Below are 13,981 nucleotides of genomic sequence, written 5' to 3'. Positions count from 1 at the left end.
GTTGAAATAACATCATTACCAGTTAATATTTTTCAAATTTAAAACCTATACCTAGTATTACCTAAGTATAGGTCTAAATTATCTATAATATTCCTATTAATTTACCTAATATACCAAATACTATTGTAAATAGTATTAACATAATCAAATAAGATTTATATATTAAAAACCACTTACCTTCAAAATAGATAAGTGACTTTGGAATATAAAATTAATCACACATAATTTCTTTTATATTTGAAGGAACTTCATTTCCAGCTAAGTTATACGCTAATAATGCGGCTCCATTCCAAGGATCTAATTCAGGCTCTTGTATTATACAATCAAGTCCTGCTTCCAAAACTCTTTTCTTTAATGGCTCTAAAACATACTTACCAGCCTTAAATACGCCACCTGTATATGAAACAACAAACTTTCCATCAAACCCTAAAGTTTTAGACAATGAATTTATATGTTTAAACAATTCCTCCGCTACATCCTCAAAAATTTTCACAGCTACAGGGCACCCCTTTTCAGCTGCTAAAAAACATATTTTTGAAAACCCTGCAAGCTTAGTTCTATCTCTCTCCAATCTATTAAATACTATATCAACAATTTCATAATCATATGAAATATTATATTCTTTTTCCAAAACATCCACTAAAGCAGTTTTTTCTTTTCTACCATCTTTTTGTTTTGTATATTCATTTATTGTCCTTAAGCCAATCCAATAAGCACTTCCATCATCACCAATTCCAGGGCCAAACCCTCCACATCTAGCTAACTTTCCTTTACTATTTCTTCCATAAGCTATACTTCCTGTACCTGCAACCATATTAATCCCTGGTTTACAAGCTGTTCCAGCTGCCCATCCATTAACAGCATCATTATCTATCATATAAGGACACTCCATAACCTCATTAATAGCCTTATCGATTTTAACTTTATCTTCTAAGCTTTCACCATATCCTGGTACACCCGCAAAGGCAAAAGAAATATCCTTTGGATCAATATTTATATTAGAACATAACTTAGAAATGTTTTCTTTTAATTCTTTTTTTATTCCATCAACTCCAACTTGATGAATGTGAATTGTCCCACTTTCACAATCACCAACTTTTTCTAGCTTGTCATTTATAAGTATATATCTTGTTTTTGTTCCCCCACCATCAATTCCTAAGTAATACATAAAATCCTCCTTAATTTACCATAAAATATTCTATAATTCTAGAAAACCTTTTCAAAAAAAAATTATATTTATCTATACATTATATTCTATACTATTTATTAATAAATTTGTATATGTTTTTCGGGACAAATTCATAATATTTACAGATAAAAGTCATTTCTTTATATAAATAAAAAACAGCTTATTAAGCTGTTTTTCTAATCTATATTTATCTTGTTTTCCCTAGCATAATAGAATAAATATTGCTGTGCCATACCTGACAATGCTCCGAATTTATCTCTTGCAAATATCCTCATTTTATTTAATGAGACATCCGGGGCAACATAAAAATGAATCATAGCCCTTTTTACCCATACATCTACTGGAAATGCTGAATGCTTAGCCATTGAAAATAACATTATACAATCTGCGACTTTTGCTCCAACTCCCATAAATTTTTGTAATGCTATATGACATTCATCATCACTTAAATTTGTTATGTATTCTAAATCATAATCTAATATTTCCGGATTATCTAAATACTTATCTGGATTAACCTTAATATCTTCTTTTATTTCTATAGCTTCATTAACTCTTTCTATAGTATTTACTATGTATTTACTTCTAAAAGAAGCACCTGTAGTTTGTATCTCATCTAAAGTTGCACCTTTAATTTCTTTAGGTGTAGGAAATGTATAGTATTCTTCATTCTTATAAATAACTTTATTTCCCCATTTTTCACAAATCTTTTTTACAGTTTTTTTAATTGAAGGAATACTATTTCTAGCAGATATTATAAAACTTATTAACATCTCAAATGGATCTTGATTTAATATTCTAATTCCATATCCAAACTCAACACTTTTCCTCAATATTTCATCCTTAGCTAACTCCGATTTTATATATCCATAATCTCGTTCTAAATCAAAATACTTAATCCATATATTCTCAAAATCTTCTTTAGCTGAATTTAAAATTATCACTTCGTCATTATTTTGATATACTTCTATAACCTTCCCAAAAGCTATAATAATATAATTATTATCTGTTATTTTGTCCCACCTAAAACATTGACCACATTCTAAAATTTGTTTTATATTAAAATTCTTTATTCCTTTTAGTATAACTTTATTTTCTTCAAAAATAGCTTCTTTAAAATCCATATTTTCACCTCATGTATTATGTCAATACATTAATTATCCCACAAAATAAACAAACTATACCACACTAAAATAAGCAAATTATATAAAAACTACTTACACCTTATTATTTCATATTCATTTTTATATTTTTCTACCACTTGCTCTAATGTTTTTGCTGCTACTAACATCATATACAGGCATCTATCATCTTCATTTTCTCTGTATTTTAATTTTAGCTCATCACAATTTAAAGTTCCTAAATTATCCTTGAACATATTCATAAATTCTGAAGTCATTATTTTTACATGTGGACTCTTATGTCCTCTTTCCTCAGTAAACATTATTCCAATAGCAGCTATAGCTCCAGTTGCACCCCCACAAACACTTTCTATAGCCATCCCTCCCCCAAAGGCTGCCATAGCTTTTATAGTTTGATTAGATAAATTTAAGTCATAACATTCATTAGCTGCTTTTAATATACACTCTGCACAATTTAAATCATACTTTTTATCATATAACTCTCTAGTCTTTTCTACTAACATAATTCACCTCTTATCTTATATTTTAAAATTATATCATATTAAGACTTTAGCTTTAATAAATTATAACAAAAATAAGAGATTCTTAAATAAGAACCTCTTATTTTTATACTATATAAATTATTATCTACTATAATCGTAGAATCCTTTTCCTGATTTTCTACCTAACCATCCAGCTCTAACATACTTTCTTAAAAGGCTACTTGCTCTATATTTATTATCTCCTGTTTCATTATATAAAACATCCATTATAGCTAGGCAAACATCTAATCCAATAAGATCTCCTAAAGCTAAAGGTCCCATTGGGTGGTTAGCACCATATTTCATAGCAGTATCAATATCTTCAACTGATGCAATTCCTTCTTCAAGAATAAAAGTAGCTTCATTAATCATTGGAATAAGTATTCTATTAACTACAAATCCTGGAGCTTCTGCTACTTCTACTGGTTCCTTACCAATAGCTACTGATAATTCTTTAACTGTATCAAAAGTTTCTTGTGAAGTTGCCATCCCTCTAATAATCTCAACTAATTTCATTACTGGAGCTGGGTTAAAGAAATGCATTCCAATAACCTTGTCAGCTCTCTTTGTAGCTGAAGCAACTTCTGTTATTGATAATGATGATGTATTTGAAGCTAAAATTGTTGATTCTTTACATATTTCATCTAATTCAGCAAATATTTGCTTCTTAATTTGCATATTTTCAACAGCTGCTTCTATAACTAAATCACAGTCTTCTGCTAACTTCATATCAGTTGTTCCTGTAATTCTTGAAAGTATAGCTTCCTTATCTTCTTCAGTCATTTTTCCTTTAGCAACTTTTTTGCTAAGTCCCTTATTGATTCCTGCTATTCCTCTTTCAACAAATTCATCCTTTATATCTCTAACTATAACTTCATGACCCTTTTGCGCAAAAGCTTGAACTATTCCAGCTCCCATAGTACCTGCACCAATTACAAAAATCTTTTCCATATCAACTTACCTCCTAAAAATTCACATTATTGTTTTATACCCTATATGTCTAATGAATGAAAATAAATACATTATTTAATTATTTTCATTAATAATTTATACCTAATTAGATTCTTACTCTGCTTCTTTCATTGCATTTAATTGAGCAGTCATTTCAGGAATTACTTTATTAAGATCCCCAACTATAGCATAATCTGCTACCTTCATAATTGGAGCAGTTTCATCTTTATTTATTGCTATAATCATATCTGACTCTTGCATACCTGCAACGTGTTGTATTGCTCCTGAAATACCACATGCTATATAAATATTTGGTCTTACTGTTTTACCTGTTTGACCAACTTGATAATCTTTATCTATCCACTTATTATCTACTGCTGCTCTTGATCCTGCTACTGTTCCGCCTAAAACTTCTGCAAGTCCTTCAAGCAATTTAAAGTTTTCTTTTGATCCTACACCTCTACCACCAGCTATGATAAAGTTGGCTTCACTTATATCTACAATATCCTTAGTTTCCTTAATAATTTCTACTATCTTAGTTCTTATATCTTTTTCTTCTAATTTAACTGCAACTTCTTCAATTTTAAAATCTCTTGCTTCATCACCAAGTTTTGAGAATACTCCAGGTCTTACTGTAGCCATTTGTGGTCTATGATCTGGACATGCAATAGTTGCCATTAAGTTACCACCAAAGGCTGGTCTTGTAGCTAATAAATCTCCATTTTCAACTTCTACATCTAATCCTGTACAGTCAGCTGTTAACCCTGTTGATAATCTAGCTGCAACTCTTGGTCCTAAATCTCTACCTATAAAAGTAGCACCTATAAATAATATTCCAGGTTTTCTTTCACTAGCTAAGTCACAAATAACTTTAGTATATCCATCAGTTGTATAATTTTTTAATAGTTCATGTTCAGCTACTAGAACTTCATCAGCTCCATGTCTACCTAAAGTTTCTGCTAAACCTTTTACTTTATCTCCTAAAATAAGAGCTGTTAATTTAACTCCTAATTTATCTGCAATCTTTCTACCTTCACCAAGCAATTCAAGAGAAACCTTTTGAAGCTCTCCTCCTCTTTGTTCAGCAAATACCCAAACGCCTCTGTAGTCTGCTATATTCATCTTCCTTACCTCCCATATATCTTAGATGTAGTGTTTTTCCTTTAATTTTCCTAACACATATTTTACAGCTTCTGGAGCAGTTTCTTTTACTACTTCTCCTGCACCCTTAGTTTCTTTTGTCATTGATTTCTTAACCTTTGTAGGTGATCCCTTAAGACCTAATTCAGCTTTATTTACTTCTATATCATCAGCTGACCAAATTTTAATTTCTTTATTAGCTGTATTGAAGATATATTCAACATTCATATATCTTGGTTCATTTAATTCTTTTATAGCTGTTAAAAGTACTGGTGTTTGAACTTTTATTAATTCATATCCATCTTCTAAAGCTCTATTTATTAATAACCCATCATTTTCAACCTTTACATCTTGAACGTAAGTTACTTGAGGTATGTGTAAATGTTCAGCAATTTCTGGTCCTACTTGTGCAGTATCTCCATCAATAGCTTGTCTTCCCGCAAATACTACATCATATTCTAATCTCTTTAAAGCTCCTGCTAAAGCTTTTGAAGTTGCAAGGGTATCAGCTCCTGCAAACGCTCTATCAGTAATAAGTATTGCTTCATCTGCTCCCATACATAAAGCTTCTCTTAATGCTGATTGAGCTTGTGGAGGTCCCATACTTATTACAGTAACGTTAGCTCCTGATGTTTCTTTTATTCTTAATGCAGCTTCTAAAGCATGCTTGTCCTCTGGATTTATTATTGAAGGAACCCCATCTCTTATAAGTGTTCCTGTTTTTGGATCAATTTTTACAGCTGTTGTATCTGGAACTTGTTTTAAACAAACCACTATATTCATAATATAAGTCCTCCCCCTATTATCTTAATGCGCTTCCTGCGATAACCATCTTTTGAACTTCAGAAGTTCCTTCGTATATTTCAGTTATCTTAGCATCTCTCATCATTCTTTCTACTGGATACTCCTTAGTATAACCATATCCACCAAAAATTTGAACTGCTTTAGTTGTAACATCCATTGCTACTTCAGCAGCATAAAGCTTAGCTCTTGCAGCATCTACTGAATAAGGTTTTTTAGCATCCTTTAAACATGCAGCCTTATATACTAAATGTCTAGCTGCTTCTATTTTGGTATCCATTTCTGCTATCATCCATTGTAAACCTTGGAATGCAGCTATAGGTCTGCCAAATTGCTTTCTTTCTTTCATATAAGCTACAGCTTCTGCAAATGCGCCTTCTGCAATACCTAAAGCTTGTGCAGCAATACCAATTCTTCCACCATCAAGAGTTTTCATTGCAATACCAAAACCTTTTCCTTCTTGTCCAACCAAGTTTTCTTTTGGCACTATACAATTTTCCATTACTAATTCAGTTGTTGAAGATGCTCTAATTCCAAGCTTTTCTTCTTTCTTTCCAATTGAAAATCCTTTGAATTCCTTTTCAACTATGAATGCTGATATTCCTTTTGTTCCTTTGCTCTTATCTGTCATTGCAAATACTATAAATGTTTCAGCTACTCCACCATTAGTAATGAATATTTTAGATCCATTTAATACATAATGATCTCCTTCTAAAACTGCTACTGTTTGTTGCCCAGCTGCATCTGTACCAGCTCCTGGCTCTGTTAATCCAAATGCTCCTAGTTTTTTACCACTTGCTAAATCAGATAAATATTTTTCTTTTTGATCCTTATTACCAAATTGTTCTATTAATGATGCACAAAGTGATGTATGTGCTGATACTATAACTCCTGTTGTAGCACAAACCTTTGATAACTCTTCAACAGCTAATATATATGAAAGTGTATCTCCACCTGCTCCGCCATATTCTTTAGCAAATGGTATTCCTAACATTTTAAGTTTTGCCATTTTCTCTACATTTTCAATAGGAAATCTTTCTGTTTCATCTATTTCTGCAGCAATTGGCTTAACTTCATTTAATGCAAATTCTCTAACCATTTGTTTTACTAATTCTTGCTCTCTAGTTAATTGGAAATTCATTTAATTATACCTCCTCGTATTAAACACTTCTACTTAATAATAGTTTGAATTTTTCAATTATTTTTTCTTTATATAATGTTCTGACTATTTATTGTAGAAATTTTTACTTCTTCTTTCAATAAAAGCAGTCATTCCTTCAACCTGATCTTCAGTTGAGAAACATTTTCCAAAATCTTCGGCTTCTATTTCAATAGCACTATCTATATCCACTTGCATTCCCCTATTAATTGCATCCTTACATAGTTTTACTGCTATTGGTGCATTTGCTATTATTGTATTTGCCATAGCTTTTGCTTCATCCATTAAACTTTCTAATGGCACAACCTTATTTACCAGACCTATTCTTAAAGCTTCATCAGCTTTTATTATTGCTCCAGTATATATTAATTCTTTAGCTTTACCTTCTCCAACTATTCTTGCTAATCTTTGAGTACCTCCAAATCCAGGTGTTATTCCAAGACCTGTTTCAGGTTGCGCAAATTTAGCTTTTTCTGATGCGATTCTTATATCACATGACATGGCAAGCTCACATCCACCACCAAGGGCAAATCCTGAAATCGCTGCAATAACTGGCTTGTCTAACTTTTCTAATTTTCTGAATACTTTATTTCCAAGAAGTCCAAATTCTTTCCCTTGTCTCTCATTCAATTCTCTCATTTCTGCAATATCAGCACCTGCTACAAATGACTTTTCACCAGCACCTGTCAATATCACACAATAGATATTTCTATCCTTTTCTAAATCTGATACAACAGTATCAATGTCTTTTAGAGTTTCTGAGTTTAAAGCATTTAATGCTTTTGGCCTATTGATTGTAACAATAGCTAAGTTGCCTTCCTTTTCAAGAATTACATTTTTTAATTCCATATTCAGGTCCCCCTTTTATACTAAAAATTCATATGATTTACTAAAAAAACATATTAAAAATATTTAATTTGTTAAATTTAATTTGTTGAATTTCGTGAAAAAAATTGAACATTCAGAAATCTCTTTTGTTAATATTGTAACAATTTAAGCTAAAAAATAATTGAAGCATCAGCTTCAATTATGATTATAAACTTTAGATTTTTGTTTTGCAATAACTATTTCTAGTTTATGTTATTTTTGTAAGTTAATTATCTTTATTTATCTAGCTAATCTTCAATCTTTTTTTCATCTTCTCTATCATCCTTATGAAGTAAATAAATTAGAGTTAATAAACTTTCAGATAAATGTACATTTTCAACTATAACATCTTCTGGTACTACTAAATCTACAGGAGCGAAATTCCAAATTCCTTTTACTCCCCCTTGAATTAATGTATCACAAACCTTTTGAGCATTTATTCTCGGAACGCAAATCATACCAATATCTATACTATTATTTCTTAAGAATGATTCTAAGTAATCTATATCTTGAATTTCTATGCCTCTCATTCTTAACCCTATTAACTTAGGATTTGCATCAAATATACCTTTAAGACTTAATCCTAGTTCTGAAAATCTACTATAATTAGCTACAGCCTGACCTATGTTACCTGCACCTACTATAAGAGTCTTATACTCCTTATTTAATCCAAGTATAACACTAATTTGTTTATATAAGTCTCTAACATTATAACCGTATCCTTGCTGTCCAAAATCTCCAAAACAATTTAAGTCCTGACGTATTTGAGAAGCTGTGAACCCTATTTTTTCTCCTAGTTCTTTTGATGATATTCTATCAACATCATTTCTCATCAATTCCTGTAAATATCTATGGTATTTGGGTAATCTCTTAATTACAGCCATAGAAATGTTTTTCTTCTTTTCCATACTGTACCGTCTCCTTAGCCATTCTTATTTTAAATTTCACTGTATATACATAATAATATCATATGAAATCCATATAATCTATATTTTAACACTTTTATATTAGTATTTGAATATTTTTAGTTATCTATTTAACAAAGATTATAATTTTTATCTCCGTTATAGAACTTAAAATTGAAAATTAATTAACTTACACTATTATAATTATAGATATTAATTTAATAAAATATTATTTATTTATACTTATTTATTATTTTACTTATTATTTATGTAAATTAAACTTCAAAATACAACATTTTTTTCTTTAATTAAAATATTTTAAATAAAAAAAAATGAGACTTATGTATAACGTAGCAGATCCGTTATACATAAGTCTCTAGTATATACAAAGCTTAACCACTTTGTAACCAAGATCAGAGATCTTGTATGCTTCCCTTATGCCTGAATGTTCTCAACCTAATTCATTATATTTAAAATGATGAAATTTGTCAATAACTGCACTACAAATTTATATATATATATTTTTTTTAATTATTACTTTAAACATCTTGTAGAATTTAATACTGCCAATATCGTTACTCCTACATCAGCAAAAACTGCTTCCCACATAGTTGCAACACCAAATGCACCTAGAATTAATACAAATACTTTTACCCCTAAAGAGAAAATTATATTTTGCCATAAAACTTTATTTGTTTTCCTTGCAACATTAATTGCTTCAACTAAAGCTTCTGGTTCATCCTTCATCAATACAACATCTGCAGCTTCTATAGCAGCATCTGATCCTATATTCCCCATTGCCACACCTACATCCGCTCTAGCTAAAACTGGTGCATCATTAATTCCATCCCCAACAAAAGCAACTTTTCCTTTTTCTGACTTTTTATTTAATATTTCTTCTATTTTCTCTACTTTATCTCCTGGTAATAACTCAGAATAGTATTCGTCTATTCCTATGCTTTGTGATACTTTTTCTGCAACAAGCCCATTGTCCCCTGTTAACATTACAATTTTTCTTACTCCAACTTGTTTCAATCCTCTAACAGCCTCTTTTGCTGCTGATTTTATCTCATCTGAAATAATTATATTTCCTTTATATTCATTATTAATTGCAATATATACTATTGTACCAATTGATTCTACTTCACTATAATCAATATTAAACTTATTCATTAATTTATAGTTTCCAAGAAGAATTTCATCATTATCTATTTTAACTTTTATTCCATGTCCTGATATTTCTTCATAATTACCTATTATATCTTTATTTATTTCTTTTCCATAAGCTTTCACTATTGATTGAGCTATTGGGTGATTAGAAAAAACCTCTCCTAAAGCTGCAATTTCAAGTAATTTATCTTCACTTATATTTACTGGATTTATTTCTGTTACTTCAAATATTCCTTTGGTTAATGTTCCAGTTTTGTCAAAAACAACAGTTTCTACATCCTTTAAAGCTTCTAAATAATTTCCACCTTTTACTAGTATACCTTTTTTAGATGCTCCTCCAATTCCTGCGAATAAACCTAGAGGAACTGAAATAACTAATGCACATGGACAAGAAACAACTAAGAATATTAAAGCTCTATATATCCATTGTTGAAAACTTGCATCTTGCATTACAATTGGTGGAATTATAGCTAATGCTAATGCTAAAAATACAACTATAGGAGTATATATTTTTGAAAATTTTGTTATAAATTTTTCTGTAGGAGCTTTTTTGTTAGAAGCATTTTCTACTAATTCTAATATTCTTGATACTGTAGATTCGCCAAATTCCTTATCCACTTTAACTTTTATAACTCCGTTAGTATTTATGCAACCGGCAAGTATTTCTTCATTTTTATTAACTTCTCTTGGTACTGACTCCCCAGTTAAAGCAGAAGTATCTACAAAACTACTTCCTTCTATTACTACCCCATCTAATGGAACTCTTTCACCTGGCTTAATAATTATAATATCTCCAATATTTACATCTTCTGGTGATACTTTAATTTCCTTATCTTCTTTTAATAGATTAGCATAATCTGCTCTTATATCCATTAAAGCTGTTATTGATTTCCTTGAACGATTAACTGCATATCCTTGGAACATCTCTCCAACTTGATAAAATAGCATAACTGCAACACCTTCTGGAAATTCTCCAATAAAAAAGGCTCCTAAAGTTGCTACTGTCATTAAAAAATTTTCATCAAAAAGTTCGCCTCTTATTATATTTCTAAAAGCAGTTAATACAACATCACCACCTATTAACACATAACTTGATACAAATAACACTACTGATAGTATAGATTTATCTTCAAAAATCATTGCAATAGCATATATAATAGCTCCAATTATAAGCCTTAAATTATCTTTTATTTTAAAACTTCCATGTGAATGATTATGGCCATGTCCACTTTCCTTTAACTCTTCATTATGATTATGTCCTTTTTCAGTACAGCATCTATCATTATTAGAATGACTATGATGCTCTTCTTTAACAGAGCAGCTTGATTCAGTACATATATTCCTTTTCGAAATATTTCCATTATTTTTTTCAGATACTTTTACATCTGGCTCTAATTTTCTTACTATTTCTTTTATTTCTTTTATTATTTTCTCTCTAAGTTCTTCTCCATTTATTTCTATTATTAATGTTGACGTAGAAAAATTTAAATTTGCTTCTGATACGCCTTTTATTTTATTGACTTTATCCTCTATTTTATTACCACAATTAGCACAAGTTAAACCTTCTAAAAATAGCTTAATATTATTTAATTTTCCCATTTATACCCCTCCTATTTATTCAGTAATATGCCTAAATCCTTCATCAAAAATATGCTTTACGTGTTCATCGTCTAATGAATAATAAATAACTTTTCCTTCTCTTCTAAATTTAACTAACCTACTAGATTTTAATACTCTTAATTGATGTGAAATGGCTGATTGATTCATTCCTAATAATGCAGCCAAATCACATACACACATTTCTGATTGAAATAGTGCACAAAGTATTTTTATTCTTGTAGAATCACTAAAAGCTTTAAATAAATCAGCTAAATCATATAATATCTCATCTTGTGGAATATTTTCTTTCACTTTATCTACTACATTTTTATGAATTATATTACAACTACAACTTTCTGTTTTTCTCTCTTCCATAACTATCCCCCTAACATATGAATAATTGCTCATATGTTTATTTGTTTCTATTATATTCTTTTCATACTAAAATTGTCAACATTTCAATTTATTTTTATATAAAAAAATAGATTAGTTTTAACTAACCTATTTTAATATTTAAAATCAAAAAAATTTCTAACTATATATTTATTTTATAAATAAAAAAGCTTGGATTATCCAAGCTAAATTACCATTGAAAAATGTTCTTTTATTTTTTCATTTAAAAGTACTTCACCCAATATCATATTTATTATGCTATCACAAACATAATAAGCAAATGTTAAGTCATGATTAAAATCAATTTTTCCTTCGTATTCATTTTGCAAACTTAAAATATATATAGTAATCTCTTCTGAAGTTAAATGAGAGTTTATATCTTTTTTTATTTTAAATTCTTTAGCTACTTTTGCTAAATCTTTTTCATAAATAATATGATCTTTCATAGCATTAGGATTTTTAAATTCCCATCTTTGATTATGTGGGACACAAAAATAATCACATAAAAAATGACAAATAACTCCTAACTCTTGATTAAACTTATTTATAGAATATTTAGTATAAATATCATTAACTGTCAAAGACGATAAAAACTCTATTTTTTTTACTATCATATCGAAACTCTCATCAAAATAATGTTTTTTAAGCTTATATTTGGATGCACAATCTGGTTTAATATTACCCCAAACAAAATGTGATTCTTTTATTAAAAAAATCTTATCTTCATCTATATTTTCTATAAAATTATTTGCTAACATTTTGTGAGTGTTCATTAACATTTACATCACCTCACTTACACACATCCTTTAATGTATACATTAATAATAATCTTATTTTAATATTAAAACAAGTAATTGTTATTTCATTATTATCCACTACTTAGTTTATATAGAAATACAAAGCTTATTCTTAAAACTCTCCATTTATTATATTATTAAATTACTCCATAAATGTTATTAATAAACAAAATAAACCTCGAAAATCGAGGTTTATTTTATTTAAAACATTAAATAAATTTTCCATATTCTTCCTCTTTACTTAAATCATTAAGTAAATGTTTTATCTCTTGATCTTTGTTTTTATCCATTACTAATATCACATCACCTGCATCAACTATAACTAAATCTTTTACGCCAAGTCCTATTATTAGATTTTTATCACCAAATATAGAACAGTTTTCACATTCCTGCAAATAAATATTATTTTTTGAATTACTATCTCTAAAGATATCTTTATACCTACTTAATGCTGAGAAACTTCCTATATCATCCCATATAAAATCACTTTTTATTACATATGCTTTTCTTGTTTTTTGCATTACTCCAAAATCAATAGAAATTCCATCTATTAGATTATATTGTTCTCTTATAACTTCTTCTTCATCATCTTCGCCTAAATGCTTATATATTTCCATAAGTGATTTGTGTAAATCTGGTAAATATTTTTCTATTTCTCTTAATATAACATCAGCTCTAAAAACAAACATACCTGAGTTCCATAAGTAGGTTCCTTTTAATAAAAAATCCTTCGCAACTTCAGTATTTGGTTTCTCTGTAAATCTAGCAACCTTATAACTTGGACGCTCTCCAGGTACTCTTTGACCCATTTCTATATATCCATATCCAGTTTCTGGTCTGTTAGGTTCAATTCCTAATGTTACTATTCCTCTTTTTCTATTAGCAATATCTACTGCTTGTGATAATGTTTCTATATAATCTTTCTGACCATCTATATGATGATCAGAAGGTAAAACTACTATAACAGCATCTCCATCTTTTTTCAAAAGTTTAACAGCTGATAAGCCTATACAAGTTGCTGTTTCTTTATTTTCAGGTTCTGTAAATATATTTTCTTTATTTATGTCAGTTAGCTCTAGTCTTATTTTATCTTGATAATCCTGATTTGTAACTACATAAATATTCTCCTTCTTAATTAAAGGAATAATTCTTTCTACTGTGTTTTCCAAAAAACTTTTGTTATTTATAACTTTTAAAAATTGCTTTGGTTTATTTGCTCTTGATAAAGGATACAATCTAGTTCCCTTTCCTCCAGCTAATATAAGCCCGTATATCACGAATTTTCAACTCCATGTAATACTATACTTAATTATATGCGCACCGTTAAAATTTTGTGAAATATTACTTTTT

The 13,981-nt window shown here is 29.1% G+C and carries 13 protein-coding genes; all 13 read right to left on the bottom strand.

Annotated features, from left to right (window positions below; genetic code table 11):
* Positions 1-211: 211 nt before the first annotated feature.
* Positions 212-1,168: an N-acetylglucosamine kinase gene (locus tag CP523_RS09610; protein WP_066676684.1), complete on the bottom strand. Its 957-nt coding sequence runs from the start codon at positions 1,166-1,168 to the stop codon at positions 212-214.
* Positions 1,169-1,365: 197 nt separating this feature from the next.
* Complete coding sequence (locus CP523_RS09605) at positions 1,366-2,310, bottom strand: DNA-3-methyladenine glycosylase family protein (RefSeq protein ID WP_066676682.1); 945 nt, start codon at positions 2,308-2,310, stop codon at positions 1,366-1,368.
* Positions 2,311-2,399: 89 nt separating this feature from the next.
* Complete coding sequence (locus tag CP523_RS09600; RefSeq protein WP_066676681.1) at positions 2,400-2,831, bottom strand: C-GCAxxG-C-C family (seleno)protein; 432 nt, start codon at positions 2,829-2,831, stop codon at positions 2,400-2,402.
* A gap of 120 nt (positions 2,832-2,951) precedes the next feature.
* Positions 2,952-3,800: a 3-hydroxybutyryl-CoA dehydrogenase gene (locus CP523_RS09595; protein WP_066676680.1), complete on the bottom strand. Its 849-nt coding sequence runs from the start codon at positions 3,798-3,800 to the stop codon at positions 2,952-2,954.
* A 114-nt stretch (positions 3,801-3,914) separates the two neighbouring features.
* Entirely contained in the window at positions 3,915-4,922 is a 1,008-nt protein-coding gene (locus CP523_RS09590) for an electron transfer flavoprotein subunit alpha/FixB family protein (protein ID WP_066676679.1), read from the bottom strand.
* A 21-nt stretch (positions 4,923-4,943) separates the two neighbouring features.
* On the bottom strand, positions 4,944-5,723 hold the full coding sequence (locus CP523_RS09585; protein WP_066676678.1) for an electron transfer flavoprotein subunit beta/FixA family protein: 780 nt from the start codon (positions 5,721-5,723) through the stop codon (positions 4,944-4,946).
* A 19-nt stretch (positions 5,724-5,742) separates the two neighbouring features.
* Positions 5,743-6,882: an acyl-CoA dehydrogenase gene (locus CP523_RS09580; RefSeq protein WP_066676676.1), complete on the bottom strand. Its 1,140-nt coding sequence runs from the start codon at positions 6,880-6,882 to the stop codon at positions 5,743-5,745.
* A gap of 84 nt (positions 6,883-6,966) precedes the next feature.
* Positions 6,967-7,749: a short-chain-enoyl-CoA hydratase gene (locus tag CP523_RS09575; protein ID WP_066676674.1), complete on the bottom strand. Its 783-nt coding sequence runs from the start codon at positions 7,747-7,749 to the stop codon at positions 6,967-6,969.
* A 266-nt stretch (positions 7,750-8,015) separates the two neighbouring features.
* Positions 8,016-8,675: a redox-sensing transcriptional repressor Rex gene (locus CP523_RS09570; RefSeq protein WP_066676672.1), complete on the bottom strand. Its 660-nt coding sequence runs from the start codon at positions 8,673-8,675 to the stop codon at positions 8,016-8,018.
* A 531-nt stretch (positions 8,676-9,206) separates the two neighbouring features.
* Positions 9,207-11,441 carry a heavy metal translocating P-type ATPase gene (locus CP523_RS09565; protein WP_120140814.1) on the bottom strand — a complete coding sequence of 745 codons (2,235 nt, stop codon included), beginning with the start codon at positions 11,439-11,441 and terminating at the stop codon, positions 9,207-9,209.
* Between the two features lie 15 nt (positions 11,442-11,456).
* Positions 11,457-11,816, bottom strand: coding sequence for an ArsR/SmtB family transcription factor (locus CP523_RS09560; protein WP_066676668.1), 360 nt, complete (start codon positions 11,814-11,816; stop codon positions 11,457-11,459).
* Between the two features lie 203 nt (positions 11,817-12,019).
* The gene (locus tag CP523_RS09555) at positions 12,020-12,613 is read right to left on the bottom strand and encodes a zinc dependent phospholipase C family protein (protein WP_066676666.1); all 594 of its coding nucleotides are present in this window, start codon (positions 12,611-12,613) and stop codon (positions 12,020-12,022) included.
* A gap of 227 nt (positions 12,614-12,840) precedes the next feature.
* Complete coding sequence (locus CP523_RS09550) at positions 12,841-13,908, bottom strand: mannose-1-phosphate guanylyltransferase (protein ID WP_066676664.1); 1,068 nt, start codon at positions 13,906-13,908, stop codon at positions 12,841-12,843.
* Positions 13,909-13,981: the final 73 nt, after the last annotated feature.

It is taken from the genome of Clostridium septicum, assembly GCF_003606265.1.
Taxonomy (GTDB): Bacteria; Bacillota; Clostridia; order Clostridiales; family Clostridiaceae; genus Clostridium; species Clostridium septicum.
The sequence above is the reverse complement of the archived record's forward strand: the minus strand, read 5'-3'. Positions and strand labels throughout refer to the sequence as shown.

Coding starts and splice junctions, on each gene's coding strand:
- CP523_RS09610 (WP_066676684.1), bottom strand. CDS start 1,168: ATGTATTACTTAGGAATTGATGGTGGGGGAACAAAAACAAGATATATA.
- CP523_RS09605 (WP_066676682.1), bottom strand. CDS start 2,310: ATGGATTTTAAAGAAGCTATTTTTGAAGAAAATAAAGTTATACTAAAA.
- CP523_RS09600 (WP_066676681.1), bottom strand. CDS start 2,831: ATGTTAGTAGAAAAGACTAGAGAGTTATATGATAAAAAGTATGATTTA.
- CP523_RS09595 (WP_066676680.1), bottom strand. CDS start 3,800: ATGGAAAAGATTTTTGTAATTGGTGCAGGTACTATGGGAGCTGGAATA.
- CP523_RS09590 (WP_066676679.1), bottom strand. CDS start 4,922: ATGAATATAGCAGACTACAGAGGCGTTTGGGTATTTGCTGAACAAAGA.
- CP523_RS09585 (WP_066676678.1), bottom strand. CDS start 5,723: ATGAATATAGTGGTTTGTTTAAAACAAGTTCCAGATACAACAGCTGTA.
- CP523_RS09580 (WP_066676676.1), bottom strand. CDS start 6,882: ATGAATTTCCAATTAACTAGAGAGCAAGAATTAGTAAAACAAATGGTT.
- CP523_RS09575 (WP_066676674.1), bottom strand. CDS start 7,749: ATGGAATTAAAAAATGTAATTCTTGAAAAGGAAGGCAACTTAGCTATT.
- CP523_RS09570 (WP_066676672.1), bottom strand. CDS start 8,675: ATGGAAAAGAAGAAAAACATTTCTATGGCTGTAATTAAGAGATTACCC.
- CP523_RS09565 (WP_120140814.1), bottom strand. CDS start 11,441: ATGGGAAAATTAAATAATATTAAGCTATTTTTAGAAGGTTTAACTTGT.
- CP523_RS09560 (WP_066676668.1), bottom strand. CDS start 11,816: ATGGAAGAGAGAAAAACAGAAAGTTGTAGTTGTAATATAATTCATAAA.
- CP523_RS09555 (WP_066676666.1), bottom strand. CDS start 12,613: ATGTTAATGAACACTCACAAAATGTTAGCAAATAATTTTATAGAAAAT.